The organism is Paramesorhizobium leguminum, from assembly GCF_003217235.1.
Taxonomy (GTDB): domain Bacteria; phylum Pseudomonadota; class Alphaproteobacteria; order Rhizobiales; family Rhizobiaceae; genus Paramesorhizobium; species Paramesorhizobium leguminum.
In genome coordinates this window covers 25,810-46,744 of the sequence record NZ_QJTF01000015.1, presented here as the reverse complement: position 1 = coordinate 46,744, position 20,935 = coordinate 25,810, and the positions used below count along the sequence as shown (strand labels likewise).

Here is a 20,935-nt window from a genome sequence, read left to right as displayed (position 1 = left end):
CTAACGCGGGCTCCTTCCCCGCAAGGGGGAAGGAGGGCGCTAAAGCAGGCAGGGCGCTTCCGCCAAAGGCGAGGATGATGAAGTTCCTCGTCCTACTTGTTCGCTGTCACCGTCACGCCCAGCACATCAGGCAGCCGTTCCGGCTGGGCCGTGCCAGTCGCCATCAACACTGCAACCGGAACCGGAGAAGATGGCACGGCACGGATTTCCAGCGACTTCGGGTTGTCGAGATAGGCGCCAACCGCCTGCGTCACCTGACTTGCGAAGGCGGCGTTCTTCAATTGCCCCGCGAGGAATGGCAGCACCGCCTTCGTCTGGTTGACTATGGTCGAGCGATCCGAACCCTGCTTCTTGGCGTAATAATCCAGAACCTTGCCGGTGAGCGACACGTCATCGAAGCGGATGGACGCGCCATTGACCGTCAATTGCTGGATGAGGCCGAGCATTGCCAGGTGCCCGGTGTTTTTATCTTGGTTTACCGCGAGCGCCGCCTGCGCTTCCTGCGTCTCCTTGATGAAATCGAGCGTATAGCCGCCGATATCGAACGTCATGCCGAGTTTGCCGCCCTGATCCATGGTGAGATCGAACTTATCAAGCTTGAGGCGCCCGTCCGGTGACCAACTTCCCTTAGAGACGATATTGCCGGTGATTTGTTTGTAGCCCAGCGCCTCGATCGTCTTGGTCATTTCCGATGGCTTGGCCGCGCTCACATCAATATCGACCTTGGCCACGTCCCAGCTATAATCGATAGGGCTGCCTGCCTTGTAGGGAGAGGCGGTGGTCACGATATCCTTGAACGTGGCGATCTGCTTGCCATCCTCCGTGATTGCTATCTCATCGATCTTGGCCTTTTGATAATAAAGGAAGTTGGCGAGCGGATCAGTCGAAACCTTGGGAGCAAGATGCAGCTTGTCCATCTCCACGCCTTTTGCCGACATGCTCATTCCTGCCATCGGGAAATTCATGTTCGGCACGCTTGCCCGCCCGATATCGTAGCCCCCATCGGCGGCGTCCGTAACGTCGTTGAGCGTGATGTCGCCCAGATCGAAGGGCTTTTCTTCTTTCTTGGCGCCGGGCATCGTCACGGATGAATTCTTCAGGATCACCGTCGAGCCTTGGGTTTCCACGCTCTGATAATCAAGCTGTCCGCCTTGCGCCGCATAGTCTTCCTTCATGCGTTCCGCTACGGCATTGCCGTCGAACGCGAAGGCTGATCCGGCCATCAGCAGCGACAGCGCTGATGCCGCCATCAAGGTGCGCGCCGTTGATTTCAGCTCAGGTGTGACGGGCATTGGAATTCCTCGTTATTGGATGGGCCTGGAATCAGAATTGGTTTCCAGTTCAGATGGATTACGAATATGCGGAAAATATGGGGCACGCCATGCGGTTTTGCCATATTTAGCCACGTGTTCAGGCCATATTTACTTGCCGTAGAATCACCCGCTTGCTAATTCCACCCTATGGGAAAAAGCCTGATTCCGCCTGGTGGCGGTGACGACAATCATATCGAGCCTGTCGATCTCAAATCGGCGCTGGAAGAGCGCTATCTTGCCTATGCGCTGTCGACCATCATGCACCGCGCGCTTCCCGATGTGCGCGATGGGCTGAAGCCGGTGCATCGCCGTATCATGCATGCGATGCGGCTTCTGCGGCTCAATCCCGATGCCGCCTATGCCAAATGCGCCCGCATCGTCGGCGATGTGATGGGTAAGTTCCATCCCCACGGTGATCAGTCGATTTATGACGCGCTGGTTCGCATGGCGCAGGATTTCGCGGTGCGTTATCCGCTGGTTGATGGGCAGGGCAATTTCGGCAATATCGACGGCGATAATGCCGCCGCCATGCGCTACACCGAAGCGCGCATGACCGACGTGGCGGCGCTGCTTCTCGATGGCATCACCGAGGACGCGATCGATTTCCGCCCCACCTACAATGAGGAGGACGAAGAGCCGATCGTTCTGCCCGGCGCCTTCCCTAACCTGTTGGCTAACGGCTCGTCGGGCATCGCCGTTGGCATGGCGACCTCCATCCCGCCGCACAATGTCGCCGAACTCTGCGACGCCGCGCTTTATTTGATCGAGAAGCCCGACGCCACCGTGGATGAGCTTGTCAACCTGGTGCAGGGCCCGGATTTCCCGACAGGCGGCATTCTGGTCGAGCCGGCGGAGAGTATCCGCGAATCCTACCGCACAGGGCGAGGCTCGTTCCGCCTGCGCGCGCGCTGGCACAAGGAGGATGGCGGGCGCGGCACATGGGTGATCGTCATCACCGAAATTCCCTATCAGGTGCAGAAATCGCGCCTGATCGAGAAGATCGCCGAACTGCTCATCGCCAAGAAGCTGCCGTTGCTGGACGATGTGCGTGACGAATCCGCCGAAGATGTGCGCATCGTGCTGGAGCCGAAGAACCGCTCGGTCGATCCTGAACTGCTGATGGAATCGCTGTTCAAGCTGAGCGATCTGGAAAACCGCTTCCCGCTCAACATGAACGTGCTTTCGCAGGGCAAGGTGCCGAACGTCCTGAGCCTGGCTGAAGTGCTGAAGCAATGGCTCGCCCACCGCAAGGAGGTGCTGATCCGCCGCTCACGCTATCGGCACGCGGAAATCGAAAAGCGGCTGGAAGTGCTGGGCGGTTATCTCATCGCCTATCTCAACCTCGACGAGGTGATCCGCATCATTCGCGAGGAGGATCACCCGAAGCCGGCCTTGATGGCTGCCTTCAGCCTGACCGACAATCAGGCCGAAGCGATCCTCAACATGCGCCTGCGCTCGCTGCGCAAGCTCGAAGAATTCGAAATCCGCAAGGAATTTGACGCTCTCACCGAGGAAAAGACCCAGATCGAGGAACTGCTCGCCTCGGATGCCAAGCAATGGCAGACGATCGCCTGGGAAATCGCCAACGTGCGCAAGAAATACGGGCCCGAAACGCCGCTGGGCAAGCGCCGCACGACATTTGCGCAAGCCCCCAGCCACGATCTCGACGACATCCACCATGCGATGATCGAGAAGGAACCGGTGACCATCGTCGTCTCCGAAAAGGGCTGGCTGCGCGCGATGAAGGGGCATCTGGCCGATTTCGGGGCGCTGAGCTTCAAGGAAGGCGACAAATTGAAGCTCGCCTTCCACGCCGAGACGACGGACAAGATCCTGATCCTCACCACCGGCGGCAAATTCTACACCATCGGCGCCAACACGCTGCCCGGCGGCCGCGGCCATGGCGAGCCCATCCGCATTCTGGTCGATATGGAAAACGACCAGGATATCGTCACGGCCTTCGCGCATGATCCGGCGGCCAAGCTGCTGCTGGTCTCGCATGAGGGCAACGGCTTCATCGTGCCGGAAACCGAGACGGTGGCTAATACCCGCAAGGGCAAGCAGGTGATGAACGTCAAGGCGCCCGACGAAGCCAAATTGTGCGTGCGCGTCACAGGCGATCATGTCGCCATCGTCGGCGAAAACCGCAAGATGCTGGTCTTTCCGCTCATCCAAATCCCGGAAATGGGCCGCGGCAAGGGCGTGCGCCTGCAACGATACAAGGATGGCGGCGTTTCCGACATTCGCATATTTGCGATTGCGCAAGGGCTGACCTGGCAGGACTCTGCCGACCGCACTTTCACCCGCAGCAAGGACGAATTGGCGGAATGGATCGGCGACCGCGCTACAGCTGGACGGATGGTGCCGAAGGGGTTTCCGCGTAGCGGTAAGTTTTCTTAAGGCAATAGGGCAGTAAGGCAGTAGGGCAGTATGTTAAGGAAGGGAGAGCTTGCGGATTAAGAGCCGCAGGAGTTTTCCGACGCTTTCGCTCATTACCTCTATCGATTTGATTGTCTCTTTTTGAGAGAAGCCAAGCCGTTCGGCAATTAACAGGTGCGTTTCTAGTTCTTTCAGCGAGCCTTGTGCGATACGCAGAAATTGCTGATAGGAGCCGCGATTTTCCCGGCCAAACCCTTCTGCGATGTTGGCAGGAACAGATACGGCGGCACGGCGTATTTGGCTTGTTAAGCCATAAATTTCTTCTTTGGGCCAGGAATTGGTTAGTTTATAAATAGCCATCACCAAATCCATCGCCTGCTGCCAGACCAAAAGGTCGCGAAATGAATTGACGGACAAGGTGCTTCCCCCAGACTTTTCCCCTACTGCCCTACTGCCCTACTGCCCTACTGCCCTCACTCCCTCCGCTCCCACCCTTTCGGGCCCAAATGCTCCTGCGGCTTGAAACGGATTTTATACTGCATCTTTTGCGAGCCATCGACCCAATAGCCCAGATAGACATGCGGCAGCCCCAGCCTCACTGCGCGCTGGATGTGGTCGAGGATAAGGAACGTGCCGAGCGAGCGCTCGGTGAGAGCGGGATCGAAGAAGGAATAAACCATCGACAGCCCGTCCGACATCACGTCGGTCAGCGCGACCGCGATGAGTTCACCTTCGCTTTTCTGGCTACCGATGGGCTCCCGCCGGCGATATTCGATGATCTGCGTGTCGACATGCGTGTCTTCCACCATCATCGCATAATCGAGAACGCTCATGTCCGACATGCCCCCCTTGCGATGGCGAGCGTCGAGATAGGTGCGGAAGAGCGAATATTGCTCGGTGGAGGGCTCCGCCTTGTGGCTATGGCTGACCAGATCGGTGTTGCGGTTCCATACCCGCCGCATCGAGCGGGTCATTGCAAATTCGTTCGCGAGGATGCGCACGGACACGCATGCGCGGCAGGTTTCGCAGGCCGGCCGGTAGGCGATGTTCTGCGACCGGCGGAAGCCGCCCTGCGTCAGGAGGTCGTTGAGTTCGTTCGCCTTGTCGCCGACCAGATGCGTGAAGACTTTTCGCTCGTACTGGCCCTCAAGGTAGGGACAGCTCGAAGGAGCGGTCAAGAAAAACTGCGGTGATTGCTGCGGTTGGTGCGTCATTCGACATTCGGCCCATGCCAATTTACCTTAGCATGAACTTCGCTTGCCCAAAACGTCAATAGGAATCAACGGGCCATGCTTTTTGATTCCTGAAATAATTATTCTTCGTCAGCGATCGGCGCGGACTACGACCGTCCCCAGCAGCATGTCATGCACGGTCCGTTTGCGGTCGAGAAACAGGGTCGCCAGCAGGATCAGCGGCGTCAAGATCACGTTTCCAGCCCAGAACAGCACCGTATGCACCATCGCCAGCATACCGTCGACGGGCCGGCCATCGAGCCGCTCCAGCTTGATATCCATCATCTGCATTCCCTTGGTCGCCTGGCGCCTTCCGCCCAAGGTCGTGGCGACGTAGCCAAGCGCGACGAGCGGGAACATGATGCCGTAAAGCATCCAGCCCAGGCCTAGCGTCGCCACGCCCAGAACGGCGATGACGACGGCCACGGGAATGCAAAGCAGCAGAACCAGCAGGTAATCAATCAGGAATGCGAATATCCGGCGGGTCCGGACGCCCTGATAAAGGCGCCAGTCGTCACGTTGCGAAGGGATGATTTCGCCATGCAATACATTGTCGGTCATCGCAGTTTTCCCGTCAGGTCACTCCATTGTGAAAGGAAAATGGGATAGTGAGCGACCTTTTTCAAGAATACCTTATTTTTGTCCGAGCTTTTCCGCGACCTCGATCGCGAAATAGGTCAAAATGCCGTCGCATCCTGCACGCTTGAAGGCGAGCAGGCTTTCCATCATTACCTTGTCTCCATCGATCCAGCCATTGGCGGCGGCGGCCTTGATCATAGAGTACTCGCCCGAAACCTGATAGACATAGGTCGGCATGGCGAAGGTGTCCTTGAGGCGGCGGGCAATGTCGAGATACGGGAGGCCCGGCTTGACCATGATCATGTCAGCCCCTTCGAGAAGGTCCTGTTCCGCCTCGCGGATCGCCTCGTCGCTGTTGGCCGGGTCGATGTAATAGGTCTTCTTGTCGCCTTTCAGCAGGCCTGATGTGCCGATGGCCTCCCGGTAGGGGCCATAGAAGGCGGAGGCGAATTTCGTCGCATAGGACATGATCGCGACGTCTTGGAACCCATTGCTGTCGAGCGCCTCCCGGATCGCGCCGATACGCCCGTCCATCATGTCGGAGGGGGCGATGATGTCGGCTCCTGCCTCCGCCTGGCTCAGCGCGCCACGCACGATCATCTCCACCGATTCGTCGTTGACGATAATGCCGTCGCGCAGGATGCCGTCATGGCCATGGGTGGTGAACGGATCGAGCGCCGCGTCGGTGATCACGCCGATCTCAGGTACTTCCTTTTTAACCGCGCGTACGAAGCGGTTGATGAGATTGTCCGGGCTGGCGACATGGGAGCCGGTCAAATCCTTGAAGTCGGCATTCTCGCGCGGGAAGGGCGCGATTGCCGGAATGCCCAGCTTTGCCGCCTTTTTCGCCTGCCGCACCGCCCTATCCACCGAATAGCGCTCGACGCCGGGCATTGCGGTGATTGTCTCGCTGTAATTTTCGCCCTCGCAAAGGAATATCGGCCAGATCAGGTCATCCACCGTGAGGCGATTCTCCTGTACCAGCCTGCGCGACCAATCCGCCTTGCGCATCCGCCTCAAACGGCGCCCGCGCGTAATCTCATCGACGCTGCGGCTCGTTTCGCTCTGGCGGATTTGGGAAAAAGGCTTGTTCATCATGGTCTCCCGCGAGGTGTTAACAAGGGTTTATCACGGCAAGGATGGCGAAACCAAGTTACTTGCCCCGCGCGGCATTGACGCGGCGGGTTTCCCTTTTTACCCCTAGCGTTTGGAATGCCCCTCATCCGCCTGCCGGCACCTTCTCCCCGTGAAGAACGGGGAGAAGGAAGAGGGGGCAACGTCGAGGTCCCCCTCGCCCCGCTTGCGGGGAGAGGGTAAGGGTGAGGGGCAACTGCGCTTGGGAGGCGGGTGGTGGAAGTCGATTTTGGCGGTGGCGGCGAAGTCATTTTTGAACGCAAGGGATTCGCCGGGCTTATCCGCCTGACGCGCCCAACTGCGCTCAATGCGTTGACGCATGGCATGGTGACGGCGATACGGCGCGCACTCACCGCCTGGGAGGCCGAGCCCCAGGTCGCTTGCGTCATCGTCGAAGGCGAGGAAAGGGCCTTCTGCGCCGGTGGTGATGTTGCGGCCGTTTATAAGGCGGGTCGCGAGGGTAATCCATCCTATCGCTTTTTCGCGGAAGAATACCGGCTCAACGCCCAAATCAAACGCTATTCCAAGCCCTGCATCGCCTTTCTCGACGGTATCGTCATGGGCGGCGGCGCAGGCATTTCCATCCATGGCTCTCACCGCGTCGTTACCGAAAACACGCTGTTCGCCATGCCGGAAACCGGCATAGGCTTCTTTCCTGATGTTGGGACGAGCGCTTTCCTCCCCCATTTGCCGGGTCATTTCGGCATTTATCTGGCACTCACGGGCAACAGGATACGCTGGGGCGATTGCCTTAACACCGGCATCGCAACCCACGCAGTCGTCGCCGCCGAGATTGAACGCATCCGCGCTTTGCTCATCGAGACGGGTGATGCCGATGCGGCTTTCGTAAATACGGCAAATCCCGATTTCGAGACGGATATCGAGACAATAGATCTGATTGCACAATGCTTCGCCGCGCCGACGCTTGAAGACTGCATCTTTGAATTGGCGGGCAAGGCCGCAAACGGCAGCGCCTCGGCTGAAGGCATTCTGAAACGCATGAAAAGCCGCTCACCGACAAGTTTATATGTCACTTTCCGGCAAATGCGGGAGGGCAGGGCGCTTTCCATGGATGATTGCATGAAAATGGATTATCGCATCCTGAACCGGATGCTTGAGAGCCATGATTTTTATGAGGGTGTGCGCGCTGTGCTGATCGACAAGGACGGGATGCCCCGGTGGAAACCCGCAAAGCTGAAGGATGTCCGCACGAGCGACGTGGACGCCTATTTCGTGCAACTTGGAGATAAGGAACTGACCTTGCCATGATGGAAGAGCAACTGCGTCAGCGCATCGAGCCCTCGCTCGCCGAAACCGGCTTCGTCTGGTTCATGCGGCTATTGTCGATCTACTGTCTGGCGCTTGGCCTCTCCTATTGGATAAGGCTCATCGGCCTGCATCAGGGTATGCTCTGGCGCTTCGACCTGATGCCCTGGCAATGGCAGACGGCAGCCGTTTCGCTGGCGATCCTGTTTCCGGTGGCCGCATCCGGTCTCTGGATGCGCGCGCCGTGGGGCCCCGTTGTCTGGTTCGGCGCCGCGCTGGTGGAAACGGCGATGTATACGGTCTTCGAACGCATATTCGCCGCCAAGCCCATGGTGGGCATTACCAATCTTCTGATCCTGACGGTCTATATCGCGTTTCGCGCAATAATCTTCCTCCAGGGGCGGGAGCGCCGAAGGAGATAAGCCCGGCAAAAAAGGCCTGAAAAGCCCGCCCTGGCGACCCGAGCATTTATGCCTCATAAGTAATTTATTAAGCTAGAAACTGCTTCTTCTTTGGTAAGCTACTGTTAAGTCTGTGTTTTAATTCGAATTTTATGCATGAGCGTTATTGTCTCTCTCAACGGTGAGGAAAAAACACCGACACAACAGAGAGGCTAATACGATGATCAACACACAGCGCAAGACGGGCGCGGAAGCGCGTTCGCATAATGAAGAAACCGCACTCCGCACCCTTTATCTTGAAGCCTTGCAGCTTGTGGAGCGCCTGCATCGCCGTCTGCTCGACGTGGTCAAGGATGAGTTCGACCGCAATGGCCGCAGCGATATCAACGCCGTGCAGGCGTTGCTGCTCTTCAACATCGGCAATGCCGAGTTGACGGCGGGCGAGTTGCGCAGCCGTGGTTACTATCTCGGTTCGAATGTCTCCTACAATCTGAAGAAGCTCGTCGATATGGGCTTCATTCATCACCGGCCTTCCCGCGTCGATCGCCGCTCGGTGCGCATCAGCCTGACGCCGAAAGGCGCCGAGATTGCCGAGCTGGTCGCCGGTCTCTACGAGCGCCACGTTGCCTCGATCGAGCAGGTCGGCGGCATCCGCGCCGAAGAGTTCCAGAATATGAACAAGTCTCTGCAGCGTCTTGATCGCTTCTGGAATGACTCCATCGCCTACCGCATGTAATTGTTGCACAAACGTCACATCCCCAAAAAGTCCGGCAGCGATGCCGGCCTTTTTGCTATTGGCGTGTCCATTTCGCGCTTGCGGGCGCTTGGCTAGACATGATTAAGCCATAAACGCGGGCCTGATGAGCTAACCAAGCGGAAAGCTCCGCAATCAGCTAACGGGGTGAGTTTGTATCGCGCGTTCCGAGTGGTACGCGGCAGGGAAAGTTGTCTTTTGTTAACGCTATTCCTCGTACTTTACGAACTCGAAATTGGGACGGACGCTGGAGAGAGTGAAGCAAGGCCAGGAAAAGTGTGAAGCGGTTTTCCCGGAAAAAACAGGAACTGTTTTTCCAGAGGACTTGCGTCAAAAAGCAAGGCCAGGAAAAGTGTGAAGCGGTTTTCCCGGAAAAAGCAGGAACTGTTTTTCCAACGGACTTGCGTCAAAGAAGGCACGAGATGAGCAAACCAGGGAATGCACCGATGAAAAACCCGCGAAAGAACCTTGAACCTTCCACAATGGATCGCCGCCTGTTTCTGCGTGGCGCGGCAACAGCCGGACTGTCGGTATTCGCAAGCGGCGCCTTTGCCCAGCCCGTCATCAACGACGTGCTTGCCGCGCCGCGCCGCGGCAACTGGAACGATCAGTTCGATGCCCGCGCCGCCGGTGCGCAAAAGGTGGCCACGACCCAGCCCATCATGAGCCCTGCGACGGTTTCCTACGTGCAGACCGCCATCGGCACTTACAGCAATATCGCCGCCCAGGGTGGCTGGCCACAGGTTCCGGGCAATGCCAAGCTGCGGCTCGGCGCCGTCGATCCCGCCGTATCCATCTTGCGCCGTCGATTGATGATTTCAGGCGATTTGCCGGAAAGCGCCGGCCTTTCCAACTCGTACGACACCTATGTCGATGCGGCGGTAAAGCGCTTCCAGAGCCGCCATGGCCTGCCGGCCGATGGTGTGATGGGGCAGTTCACCTACGCAGCCATGAATGTCGGCGCCGATGTGCGCCTGGGCCAGCTCCAGACCAATTTGCAGCGCGTGGGCGAACTCGCCAATATCACCGACCCGCGCTTCGTCATGGTGAACATCCCCGCCGCGCAGATCGAGGCGGTGGAGAATGGCCGGGTGATGCAGCGCCACACCGCCGTCGTCGGCAAGATCGACCGTCAGACGCCGCTTCTCGTTTCGAAGATTCACGAGGTCATCCTCAATCCTTACTGGACGGCCCCGAAATCGATCATCGAAAAAGACATTATTCCGCTGATGCGCAAGGACCCGACCTATCTCACGCGCAACAAGATCCGTCTTTATGATGGGCAGGGGCAGGAAGTCGCGCCCGAAACGGTTGACTGGAACACCAATGACGCCGTGAAGCTGATGTTCCGGCAGGACCCCGGCAAGATCAACGCCATGTCCTCCACCAAGATCAATTTCCATAATGCGCATGCCGTCTATATGCACGACACGCCGCAAAAAACGCTGTTCAATAATTTGATGCGCTTCGATTCCTCCGGCTGCGTTCGCGTTCAGAATGTGCGGGATCTCGATGTCTGGCTGTTGAAGAACACATCTGGCTGGGACCGCCAGACGATCGAGGCGACGATCAAGGCCGGCGTCAATACACCGATCCAGCTTGCCGATCCGGTGCCGGTGCATTTCATCTATGTCAGCGCCTGGTCCACGGGCGATGGCGTCGTCCACTTCCGCGATGACATCTACCAGCGCGACGGTGCAGCCGAACTGGCGCTAGGCACCGAGATTTAGAGTCCGGGAGCCAGCTGCGATCGTTGATCTGCACCGAAAAAGAATCCAAGGGCCGCCATATGGCGGCCCTTGTTTTAGGTTCTGCCTTTTGCAGGAGCAGGTATACATACAAATTTAATACTAGTTTAGATGCTCGCGAATTGGTGATCTGACTTTATTACTTGCGTATATTAAACGCTCGCTGATGAAGCGTCGTATTTGTGTTTCCGTGATTACGCGGAACAGGCCCAAGATGTTATGCAATCTGTTTTCTTCACTTGCCGCCATGGAGCGGCCACAGGGAGAGCGGGTTTCTTTTCTGGTCGTTGAAAACAACGACGTGCAGACTCTCGGCGAATCCATCGAGCGCTTTCGCTCCCGTATGCCCGGCACTGAAATCGACTACCGGAACGAAAGCGTGGTAGGAATTGCGGCAGCCAGGAACCATGCGCTGAACCACGCAATCGAGCGAGGCTATGATCTTCTCGTTTTTGTCGATGATGATGAATATGTCTCGCCGGACTGGCTCATGAACCTTTTGGCGGAGCGTGACAGGCTTGATCTCGACATCGTCGGCTCCCCAGTGCGGCCAACGCCTTTTGACCGGAAACTCACCTTGATGCAAAAGCTCGTATGGGCTGGCATCAGACAAAACGGCTTGAAATCGGAACGCAAATGCAAGGCGAAATGCGATGCCGGTTTGAGCGAGACGATCAAGGTGGCGACGGGAAGCTGGATGGGGCGGCTGGATTTCTTCCGCGAAACGGGCTTGCGGTTCGATCCGCAATTCAACCTCACCGGAGGCGAAGACTGGGATCTGTGGGCAAGGGCAAAAAGCCTGGGCGCCAGAACCGGCTGGGCCTGCAATGCGATTGTCTACGAAACGGTTCCGCCTTGCCGCTTGACGCTTTCCTATCATTTCCACCGCAACCGCGATCATAATATCACGCAGTTTACAGCCCAATATCGACAGAATCCGAAAAAAGCCCTCAGCAAGCTGCCATTGAAAATCCTTGGGCGGTTTTTCAAGTTCCTGGGGACGGCCTGCGCGATCCCTTTCCGCGGCGCGGCGGGGCTCGTCTCTTCCGCCGCGGCCCTTGGCGGCGTCGTCGGCTTATTGCAGGTATGCGCCGGCAAGCATTCTCTTCGTTATATGAAAACAACGGGGTTTTAACGGGACAACGGCCAACCCGTCGGTTTCCAACCACTGCTTTTCGCGCCCCGGCCATTGGCCTCCACGCCCTGAATGTGATAATGCGCGGTCATCACATTGACCTTTGCCCGGAAACCCGGAGGGATACCACCATGTCGCAGGCCAACCCCGCTTCAGCGCGAGATTTTTCGGAAACCTTCTTCAACGCCCCCCTCGAAGAGACCGATGCCGAGCTGTTCGGCGCGATCCGCAACGAGCTTGGCCGCCAGCGCCATGAGATCGAGCTGATCGCCTCGGAGAACATCGTCTCCCGCGCCGTCATGGAGGCGCAAGGGTCTGTCATGACCAACAAATATGCCGAGGGCTATCCGGGCAAGCGCTATTATGGCGGCTGCCAGTTTGTGGATGTTGCCGAGGAACTGGCCATCGAGCGCGCCAAGAAGCTGTTCGGCGCGGAATTCGTCAACGTGCAGCCGAATTCCGGCAGCCAGATGAACCAGGCCGTGTTCCTGGCGCTGCTTAACCCCGGCGATACCTTCATGGGCCTCGACTTGAACTCCGGCGGCCACCTGACGCATGGCTCGCCCGTCAACATGTCGGGCAAATGGTTCAACGTCGTCTCCTATGGCGTGCGCCGGGACGACAACCTCCTCGACATGGAGGAGATCGAGCGCCTCGCCCGTGAGCACAAGCCCAAGCTCATCATCGCCGGGGGCACCGCCTATTCCCGCTTCTGGGATTGGCAGCGCTTCCGCCAGATCGCGGATGAGATCGGCGCCTATCTCATGGTCGATATGGCCCATATCGCCGGGCTCGTTGCGGGTGGCGTCCATCCTTCGCCGGTTCCGCATGCTCATGTTTGCACGACCACCACGCACAAGTCGCTTCGCGGCCCGCGCGGCGGCATGATCCTGACCAACGATGCCGAGATCGCCAAGAAGATCAATTCGGCTGTCTTCCCCGGCCTGCAGGGCGGCCCGCTGATGCATGTCATCGCCGCCAAGGCGGTGGCTTTCGGCGAGGCGCTCAAGCCTGAATTCAAGACCTATGCCCGCAATGTCGTGGAAAACGCCCGCGCATTGGCTGATGTGCTGAAGGAAAACGGCCTCAACATCGTCTCCGGCGGCACCGACAATCATCTGATGCTGGTCGATCTGCGCCCCAAGAACGCCACCGGCAAGCGGGCGGAAGCCGCGCTTGGCCGCGCCAACATTACCTGCAACAAGAACGGCATTCCCTTCGACCCTGAAAAGCCCTTCGTCACCTCAGGCGTACGCTTGGGTACGCCCGCCGGCACGACGCGCGGCTTCGGGGCGGCGGAGTTCCGCGAGATCGGTAATCTGATTTCGGAAGTGCTCGACGGGCTGAAAGTCGCCAATTCCGATGAGGGCAATGCGGCGGTGGAACAGGCGGTGAAGGATAAGGTCATCACGCTCACCAACCGCTTCCCGCTCTATCCGTATCTGGGCTGATCACGCATCGGTGTATGCGGCAATTGCGTGGTTCATTGTGAAGTTCTTATGCCGTAGTCTAATGCAAGGAATCACGGCGAAAGAAGTTCATGCGTTGCCCTTATTGCCAGTCTGAAGACACACAAGTGAAGGATTCCCGCCCTGCGGAAGATGGGGCGGTGATCCGCAGGCGCAGGGTCTGCTCGGTCTGCGGCGGACGGTTCACCACATTCGAGCGCGTGCAGTTGCGCGAGCTGCTGGTCGTCAAGAAGAGCGGCCGCCGCGTTCCCTTCGACCGTGACAAGCTGATGCGCTCGGTCGAAGTGGCGTTGCGCAAGCGCGAGGTCGACCGGGAGCGCATCGAGCGCGCCATTTCCGGCATCGTCCGGCAGCTGGAAAGTTCCGGCGAGGCGGAGGTGGAATCCGAGGAGATAGGCCGTCTCGTCATGGATGCGCTGAAAGGCATCGACGACATCGCCTATATCCGCTTCGCTTCCGTTTACCGCAATTTCAGACAGGCGCGTGATTTCCACAATGTCATCGATGAACTGACCGCCAAGGACAAGCTTCCCGACAGCGATTTCGTGGAGGAGTGAGCGATGGCGGACGCTCCTTCCTCGAAAGCCGGCAAAGCCGATCTACGGTTCATGGCCGCCGCCATCCGCTATTCCCGCCGGCATCTGGGATTGACCGGCACCAACCCTTCGGTCGCGACCTTGATCGTCCGCGACGATGGTAGGGGTCCTGTTATCGTGGGTAGGGGCGTCACTGCGGTGGGGGGGAGGCCCCATGCCGAGACCATAGCCCTCGCCGAGGCGGGGGAGAAGGCGAGGGGGGCCACCGCCTATGTGACGCTCGAACCATGCGCCCATCATGGCCGCACCCCGCCCTGCGCCGAGGCGCTGGTCGCCGCCGGGGTCAAGCGCGTTGTAGCCGGCGCGACCGACCCGGACGCCCGCGTTTCGGGGAGGGGATACGCCATCTTGCGCGAAGGCGGCATCGAGGTCATCGAGGGGATACTGGCGGAAAGCGCCGCCGACCTGATGGCCGGTTATTTGATGCGCTCGTCCGCCAAACGTCCCGAAGTAACGCTGAAGCTCGCCCTCTCCGCCGATGGCATGATTGGCCGGAAAGGTGAGGGGCAGCTTGCCATAACAGGCCCGGTTTCGCGGGCACAAACCCATCTGATGCGGGCGCAAAGCGATGCCATCCTCATCGGCATAGGCACCGCGCTTGCCGACGATCCGACACTCACCTGCCGCCTGCCCGGGCTGGAGCAGCGTTCGCCCGTCCGCATCGTGCTCGACAGCGACCTCAGGCTCCCGCTTTCCTCTGCGCTGGTGCTTTCCGCATCCGCCGTTCCCCTCTGGATCGCCTGTAGCGCCGATGCCGACCCGCAGAAAAGACAGGCGATGATCGACGCCGGCTGCCGGATTCTTGCAACCGAGAGCATCGATGGCCGCATAGCCCTGCCCGAACTTTTAGAAGATCTGGCGGCGCTGGGCATTGCTACCGTGCTGGTCGAAGGCGGCGCCGATGTCGCCGGCCAGTTCCTGAGCGAGGGGCTGGTGGACCGCATCGCGCTTTTCGAAGGCGAGGTGGAAATTGGCAGAGAAAATGGGGTTGCCGTGCCCGGCCTTCAGTCCCATATCGCCGATAGTTTCACACCCTCCCGCGAGGCGCGCTTCGGCGCGGACCGTTTCACCGAATTCACGAGGAAGCCCTGAATGTTCACAGGTATCGTTACGGATGTCGGCAAAGTCGATCGGATCAAGCCGCTGAACGAGGGCATCCTGTTGCGCATCGAGACGGACTACGACCCCGATACGATCGCGCTCGGCGCCTCCATCGCCTGCGCCGGTGTATGCCTCACCGTCACGGCGCTGCCGGAAAAAGGCTCCAATGCCCGTTGGTTCGAGGTCGAGGCGTGGGAAGAGGCGCTTCGCCTGACGACGCTCGGCACATGGAAATCCGGAACGCGCATCAATCTCGAACGCTCGCTGAAGCTGGGCGATGAGATGGGAGGTCACCTCGTTTCCGGCCATGTCGATGGCGAGGCCGAAATCATCGAGCGTACCGAGGAAGGCGACGCCGTCCGCTTCCGCCTGCGCGCGCCGGAAGCCCTTGCCCCCTTCATAGCGCAAAAAGGCTCGGTCGCGCTCGACGGCACTTCGCTGACGGTCAACGGCGTCGAGGATAACGAATTCGATGTGCTGCTGATCCGCCACTCGCTCCATGTCACCACATGGGGAGAACGCAAGGCAGGGGACAAGGTGAACATCGAGATCGATCAACTCGCGCGCTACGCCGCGCGGCTTGCGCAATATCCGAAATCGGCCTAGAGCCATTGCATACGGCGGCCCCTGATTTCCGCCCCCAATTCTAGCGACCACATCACTGGCGCAAACCCGTCATGGAGCATCCTATGTCCAACACGAAGGCGCGCGCGCCGCATTTGCTTATTGTCGAAGCCCGGTTTTACGATGATCTGGCCGACGCGCTTTTGAACGGCGCCAAGCTGGCGCTCGACGAGGCGGACGCAACCTACGATGTGGTGACGGTTCCCGGCGCGCTGGAAATCCCCGCTGCCGTTTCCTTCGCGCTCGACGGCGAATCCGATTATGACGGCTATGTCGCGCTCGGCTGCGTCATCAGGGGCGAAACCTACCATTTCGAAATCGTCGCCAATGAGTCGGCCCGCGCGCTGATGGATCTCGCCGTCGAGGAAGGCCTTGCCATCGGCAACGGCATCCTGACCGTGGAAAACGACGAGCAGGCTTGGGTTCGCGCCCGCCACGGGGAGGGTGACAAGGGGGGAGGCGCTGCCCGCGCCGCGCTCACCATGATCGAACTGCGCAAGAAACTTGGAGCCTGACGCGATGGCTTCTCCTGCTGAAGGCCGCCCCACCGCTGCCCCCCGCATCGCCAACAAGCGCGGCGTCGCAAGGCTTGCTGCCGTGCAGGCGCTCTACCAGATGGATGTCGCCGGCACCGGCGTGCTTGAGGTCGTCGCGGAATACGAGGCCCACCGGCTGGGCAAGGAAGTGGACGGCGCGCAATATCTCGATGCCGACCCGCAATGGTTCCGCGCCATCCTCGCCGGTGTCGTCACCGACCAGCTGAAGCTCGATCCGATGATCCGCGAGGCGCTGACCGAGGACTGGCCGCTATCGCGCCTCGACTCAACCCTCCGCGCCATCCTGCGCGCCGGCGCGTGGGAACTGAAGGACCGCAAGGACGTTCCAACCGCGGTCATCGTCTCGGAATATGTTGATATCGCCAAGGCTTTCTATACCGATGACGAGCCAAAGCTTGCCAACGCCGTCCTGGACCGTCTGGCGTACAAGATTCGCGGCGAAAGCCGTGGTGTGAAGGGTGGTTAACTAGGAGGCACTCTGTTACCCTTGTTTCCGAGTAAGGACGCTGACAGAAAGCGCCCCCTCTCTTGCGATTTCAACATCTTAGCGAAGCTAAGTGTTAGAAATCGCAAGAGAGGGGGCGCCTTTGCGCCACAAGCAAACAAACATTGCCAATAGCATGTACGGCCCGTATTGCGCTTGCCCAGACCCGTTGAGTGGTTATGTTGTAGAAAACCCCAGTTAATGTTCGCCGAGGCTACTTAATGGAAATTTCCAACCTCCGCAGCTATCCTGATATGGCGGATATCATTGCTGATCGTTGTTGGAATGCATGGTGGACAGAGACAGAAGTGTCTTTGACAGAGTATCGTGCTCACTTGGAGCCAATGATTGCAGGCAACGAAGTTCCTGTCGCTCTTATAGCGCATGACCAAGGCGAATATCTCGGTTCAGTTTTGTTGATCGAAAACGACCTTGATGATCGACAGCAATACACACCATGGATCGCCGCTCTATGGGTTGAACCGGAATCCAGGCGACAGGGTATTGCAGCGAAATTAATAGAGGCAGCCCGTAGGGAGGCAGCTTTTCAAGGGTACGGACTCTGCTATCTCTGTGCGACGCCCGACAACACGCCATACTATATCGCTCGTGGTTTCGAGCAGATCGAAACAGATGTATCCGGATTGAACATCTTTACGATCGGGTCATGACCGCACGATATCATATGGGCTGTTGTCGAAAATCTCCGTATGCTTGCTTCGTCACAGCCCTTAGCCGCAAAACGTGTCACGGGTTTTAGCGAATGGGTGGCAGAAATTATCTAATCGAAGGCGTTTCAGGAACCGGCAAGACTTCGGTCTGCGATGAGCTGCAACGGCGTGGCTATCACTCCATTCATGGTGATAGAGAACTGGCCTATCAGGGCGATCCCGAAACCGGGGAGCCCTTGGATGGCTTCGCCCATGAGCATCATATTTGGGATGTCGATAAGGTGAGAGCCTTCGTGGCCGACCAAAGTCATGCAGCATCGTTCTTTTGCGGCGGCTCGAGGAATTTCGGTCGTTTCATTGATCTGTTTGATGCGGTTTTCGTTCTTGAAATCGATCCGGACATATTGAACCGCCGTCTTGCCGCCAGACCTGAAAGCGAGTTTGGCGGGCGAGCACGCGAACGGGAATTCATTGCGCGATTACATGCCACGAAAGAAGACGTTCCAAAGGACGCAATCATGATCGACGCCACGGCACCACTCGTCCAGGTCGTTGATGCGATTTTGGAAAAATGCAGCTAGGTTTCTGTCGCGCAATTTCTAAAATCCGCTACAGATCAACTGTTCCAGAACTCTGGGAGTTTCGCGTCGCATGTCCTTGTCGCAACTAATTCCTGCCGCCGAAACCGAAGCCAAGCGAACGGCCCTCATTCTGGCGGCGGCGCAGGCAATTGTCGGCAGCGCTCCGTCCATTGCGATTTCCATGGGCGGGCTTGCAGGGCATTATCTGCTGGGGCTCGACAAATCGCTGGCGACCGCGCCCGTCACCGGTTTCGCCTTGGGTACGGCGTTGGGGATGCTTCCCGCAGCGGCCCTCATGCGGCGGATCGGCCGGCGCTATGGCTTCATGGCTGGAGCGGGCGTCACCTCGCTTGGCGGCATCGTCGCCGCGCTTGCCTTGTTTCGGGGCGATTTCTGGCTGTTCGTGGCAGGGCTCTTGGTGATCGGTCTGGGTAGCGCCTTCGTCCAGCAATATCGCTTCGCTGCAACCGACAATGCGCCATCCTCCTTCAAGCCCAAGGCTGTCTCATGGGTGCTGACGGGCGGCGTGTTCGCTGCAATCATCGGCCCTACCGCCGTGATTTATACGCGTACGCTCTTCGAGCCGGTCATGTTCGCGGGTTCCTTCCTGGCAGTTGGCGTTATCGGCGTGTTGGGCATCGGTATTCTCTCGCTGTTACGCTTGCAAAGCCACGTCGCGACGGCGGCGGACGACGATGACCTCCCCGCCCGCCCGCTGGGCGCGATCATTTCGCAGCCGCGCTTTTTCGTGGCGCTCTTCTGCGCCATCGTCTCTTATGCGCTGATGAGCTTCGTCATGACAGGCGCGCCGCTCGCCATGGTCGGCTGCGGGTTTTCCGCCGATGAGGCGACGCTCGGCATCCAATGGCATGTGCTCGCCATGTTCGGTCCGAGCTTCTTCACCGGGCGCCTGATCAGCCGCTTCGGCAAGGAGGCAATCGTTGCCGCCGGTCTTCTCCTGCTTCTCGCCTGCGCCGGTGTCGCGCTCGCCGGGATCGAGCTTTGGAATTTCTGGCTCGCCCTCATCCTGCTGGGCGTCGGCTGGAATTTCGGTTTCATTGGCGCTACAACGATGGTGACGGAAACCTACCGCCGCTCCGAAAAGGGCAAGATCGAGGGGCTGCACGATTTCCTGCTGTTTGGGACTGTCGCCATCGCCTCGCTGATGTCAGGCAAGATGCTGACGGCCTTCGGCTGGGACGTGCTGAACTGGATCGTCATCCCTGTGAGCGCCGCCTGCCTTCTCGCGCTCGCCGCGCTTGGCCTGCATGAACGGCGGCGCGTCTCCCTTCCTGCACAATAATTGGGGTTGCGAAAGCCGTGGAACTGTCCCATCCTCCCATGCACAAGAATTGTAGAGTGAGGCGCGGTGGCTGATCGCGGCATATACGATCTTCTGGTAATCGGCGGCGGCATCAATGGAGCGGGAATCGCCCGGGATGCTGCCGGACGCGGACTCTCCGTCTTTCTCGCCGAACAGGGCGACCTGGCCGAATTCACCTCTTCCGCCAGCACCAAGCTTATCCACGGCGGCATCCGCTATCTCGAAAATTACGAATTCCGTCTTGTGCGCGAGGCGCTGATGGAGCGCGAGCGCTTGCTCGCCATCGCGCCGCACATCATCTGGCCGCTGCGCTTCGTGCTGCCGCACGAGCCGGGCCTGAGGCCCGCCTGGATGATCCGAATCGGGCTGTTTCTGTATGACCATCTCGCGCGGCTTAAAACCTTGCCCGGCTCGCAGGGTGTCAACTTGCGGACATCTCCCGTCGGAATGCCGCTGCGCGACGCCCTGACCAAAGGCTTCCTCTATTCCGACTGCGCGGTGGACGACAGCCGCCTCGTCGTTTTCAATGCCATCGCGGCTGAGGAGAATGGCGCGCAAATTCGCACGCGCACACGCTTTGTCGAGGCGCATCGCGAGGATGATGTCTGGGTCGCGACAACAGAGGATCTCGCCTCGGGCAAGCGCGAGACGGTGAAGGCGCGTATCCTCATCAACGCCGCCGGCCCCTGGGTGAGCGAGCTTCTGAGCGAGAAGCTTGGCATTCATTCCCGCGCGGCGGTGCGGCTGGTCAAGGGCAGCCACATCGTCGTGCCGCGTCTCTATGAAGGCGAGCAAGCCTATATCTTCCAGAATCCGGACCGGCGCATTGTTTTCGCCATTCCCTACCGGGAAAAGTTCACGCTCATCGGCACGACCGACGTGCCCTATGAAGATGAGCCGCACGCGGTCGGAATTTCAAAGGATGAGACCGCCTATCTCTGCGAGAGCGTGAACCACTATTTCAAGCGCGGCATTACGCCCGCCGATGTGGTGTGGACCTATGCGGGCGTCAGGCCGCTTTACGACGACGCGGCAAGCAACGCTTCCGTGGTCACGCGCGATTATGTGCTGGATATCGACGCGTCGTCCGGTGAGCCGCCGGTCATGTCGATCTTCGGCGGCAAGATCACCACTTACCGCCGTCTCGCCGAACATGCGCTGGAAAAGCTGGAGCCCTGGCTGCCCGGCCTGAAGCCCTCCTGGACGGCGAAAGTACCGCTGCCCGGCGGCGACCTGCCCGACGGCGATTTCGACCGTTTCGTAGCGGATCTCATTAAGCGCAAGCCCTTCCTTCCGGCGGATATGGCTCATCGGCTCGCGCGGGCCTACGGCACGCATGTCGATATGATTCTGGGCGAGGCCCGTGCGCTAAACGATCTCGGACGGGATTTCGGCGGCGGACTCACGCAGGCGGAAGTCGACTACCTCGTTGATTATGAATGGGCGCGTACTTCCGCGGATATCCTCTGGCGGCGCTCGAAGCTTGGGCTTGTGGCACCGAAGGAGACGGCGGCTGCGCTCGATGACTATCTCGATATCAAATCTACGGCTCTGCGGCGCAAGGTCAACTGAACGACCGAAAACTTC

General features: G+C 59.1%; 21 protein-coding genes. 16 read left to right on the top strand and 5 right to left on the bottom strand.

Annotated features, from left to right (window positions below; genetic code table 11):
• Positions 1–92 precede the first annotated feature (92 nt).
• Complete coding sequence (locus C7477_RS12875; RefSeq protein ID WP_110752751.1) at positions 93–1,292, bottom strand: hypothetical protein; 1,200 nt, start codon at positions 1,290–1,292, stop codon at positions 93–95.
• Between the two features lie 168 nt (positions 1,293–1,460).
• Here C7477_RS12875 and parC point away from each other — a divergent pair, with 168 nt between their 5' ends.
• Positions 1,461–3,713, top strand: coding sequence for a DNA topoisomerase IV subunit A (parC, locus tag C7477_RS12870; protein ID WP_110752749.1), 2,253 nt, complete (start codon positions 1,461–1,463; stop codon positions 3,711–3,713).
• A gap of 33 nt (positions 3,714–3,746) precedes the next feature.
• Here the strand turns inward: parC and C7477_RS12865 are convergent, their stop codons facing one another.
• The 4 genes from C7477_RS12865 to hemB all read right to left on the bottom strand — a co-directional run bounded on the left by C7477_RS12865 (position 3,747) and on the right by hemB (position 6,598).
• The gene (locus C7477_RS12865) at positions 3,747–4,109 is read right to left on the bottom strand and encodes a four helix bundle protein (RefSeq protein ID WP_110752747.1); all 363 of its coding nucleotides are present in this window, start codon (positions 4,107–4,109) and stop codon (positions 3,747–3,749) included.
• Between the two features lie 56 nt (positions 4,110–4,165).
• Entirely contained in the window at positions 4,166–4,906 is a 741-nt protein-coding gene (locus C7477_RS12860; protein WP_110752745.1) for an arginyltransferase, read from the bottom strand.
• A 108-nt stretch (positions 4,907–5,014) separates the two neighbouring features.
• A complete protein-coding gene (locus C7477_RS12855; RefSeq protein WP_110752743.1) occupies positions 5,015–5,485 on the bottom strand; it encodes an RDD family protein in 471 nt (156 codons plus the stop codon).
• A 72-nt stretch (positions 5,486–5,557) separates the two neighbouring features.
• Entirely contained in the window at positions 5,558–6,598 is a 1,041-nt protein-coding gene (gene hemB, locus C7477_RS12850; RefSeq protein WP_110752740.1) for a porphobilinogen synthase, read from the bottom strand.
• Between the two features lie 255 nt (positions 6,599–6,853).
• Here hemB and C7477_RS12845 point away from each other — a divergent pair, with 255 nt between their 5' ends.
• From C7477_RS12845 to glpD, 15 genes are all read left to right on the top strand, one after another.
• Complete coding sequence (locus C7477_RS12845; RefSeq protein ID WP_110752849.1) at positions 6,854–7,906, top strand: enoyl-CoA hydratase/isomerase family protein; 1,053 nt, start codon at positions 6,854–6,856, stop codon at positions 7,904–7,906.
• A complete protein-coding gene (locus tag C7477_RS12840; RefSeq protein WP_110752738.1) occupies positions 7,903–8,325 on the top strand; it encodes a DUF6163 family protein in 423 nt (140 codons plus the stop codon). The genes C7477_RS12845 and C7477_RS12840 overlap by 4 nt, the downstream gene beginning before the upstream one ends.
• Before the next feature lie 199 nt (positions 8,326–8,524).
• Entirely contained in the window at positions 8,525–9,040 is a 516-nt protein-coding gene (ldtR, locus tag C7477_RS12835) for a transcriptional regulator LdtR (protein WP_110752736.1), read from the top strand.
• A gap of 464 nt (positions 9,041–9,504) precedes the next feature.
• Entirely contained in the window at positions 9,505–10,788 is a 1,284-nt protein-coding gene (locus tag C7477_RS12830) for a L,D-transpeptidase family protein (RefSeq protein WP_110752734.1), read from the top strand.
• Between the two features lie 184 nt (positions 10,789–10,972).
• Positions 10,973–11,941, top strand: coding sequence for a glycosyltransferase family 2 protein (locus C7477_RS12825; RefSeq protein WP_425373567.1), 969 nt, complete (start codon positions 10,973–10,975; stop codon positions 11,939–11,941).
• Between the two features lie 131 nt (positions 11,942–12,072).
• Positions 12,073–13,392, top strand: coding sequence for a serine hydroxymethyltransferase (gene glyA / locus C7477_RS12820; RefSeq protein WP_110752730.1), 1,320 nt, complete (start codon positions 12,073–12,075; stop codon positions 13,390–13,392).
• 89 nt (positions 13,393–13,481) lie between these two features.
• On the top strand, positions 13,482–13,967 hold the full coding sequence (nrdR, locus tag C7477_RS12815) for a transcriptional regulator NrdR (protein WP_110752728.1): 486 nt from the start codon (positions 13,482–13,484) through the stop codon (positions 13,965–13,967).
• A 3-nt stretch (positions 13,968–13,970) separates the two neighbouring features.
• Positions 13,971–15,098 carry a bifunctional diaminohydroxyphosphoribosylaminopyrimidine deaminase/5-amino-6-(5-phosphoribosylamino)uracil reductase RibD gene (gene ribD / locus C7477_RS12810; protein ID WP_110752726.1) on the top strand — a complete coding sequence of 376 codons (1,128 nt, stop codon included), beginning with the start codon at positions 13,971–13,973 and terminating at the stop codon, positions 15,096–15,098.
• A complete protein-coding gene (locus tag C7477_RS12805; protein ID WP_110752724.1) occupies positions 15,099–15,713 on the top strand; it encodes a riboflavin synthase in 615 nt (204 codons plus the stop codon).
• An 83-nt stretch (positions 15,714–15,796) separates the two neighbouring features.
• Positions 15,797–16,246 (top strand): 6,7-dimethyl-8-ribityllumazine synthase, encoded by a 450-nt coding sequence (locus tag C7477_RS12800; RefSeq protein ID WP_110752722.1) that lies wholly within the window; start codon positions 15,797–15,799, stop codon positions 16,244–16,246.
• Between the two features lie 4 nt (positions 16,247–16,250).
• Complete coding sequence (gene nusB / locus C7477_RS12795) at positions 16,251–16,754, top strand: transcription antitermination factor NusB (RefSeq protein WP_110752720.1); 504 nt, start codon at positions 16,251–16,253, stop codon at positions 16,752–16,754.
• Between the two features lie 239 nt (positions 16,755–16,993).
• Complete coding sequence (locus tag C7477_RS12790) at positions 16,994–17,443, top strand: GNAT family N-acetyltransferase (protein WP_110752718.1); 450 nt, start codon at positions 16,994–16,996, stop codon at positions 17,441–17,443.
• 92 nt (positions 17,444–17,535) lie between these two features.
• Complete coding sequence (locus C7477_RS12785) at positions 17,536–18,024, top strand: AAA family ATPase (protein WP_110752716.1); 489 nt, start codon at positions 17,536–17,538, stop codon at positions 18,022–18,024.
• Between the two features lie 70 nt (positions 18,025–18,094).
• Complete coding sequence (locus tag C7477_RS12780) at positions 18,095–19,327, top strand: MFS transporter (RefSeq protein WP_110752715.1); 1,233 nt, start codon at positions 18,095–18,097, stop codon at positions 19,325–19,327.
• Between the two features lie 66 nt (positions 19,328–19,393).
• The gene (glpD, locus tag C7477_RS12775) at positions 19,394–20,920 is read left to right on the top strand and encodes a glycerol-3-phosphate dehydrogenase (protein WP_110752713.1); all 1,527 of its coding nucleotides are present in this window, start codon (positions 19,394–19,396) and stop codon (positions 20,918–20,920) included.
• Positions 20,921–20,935 lie beyond the last annotated feature (15 nt).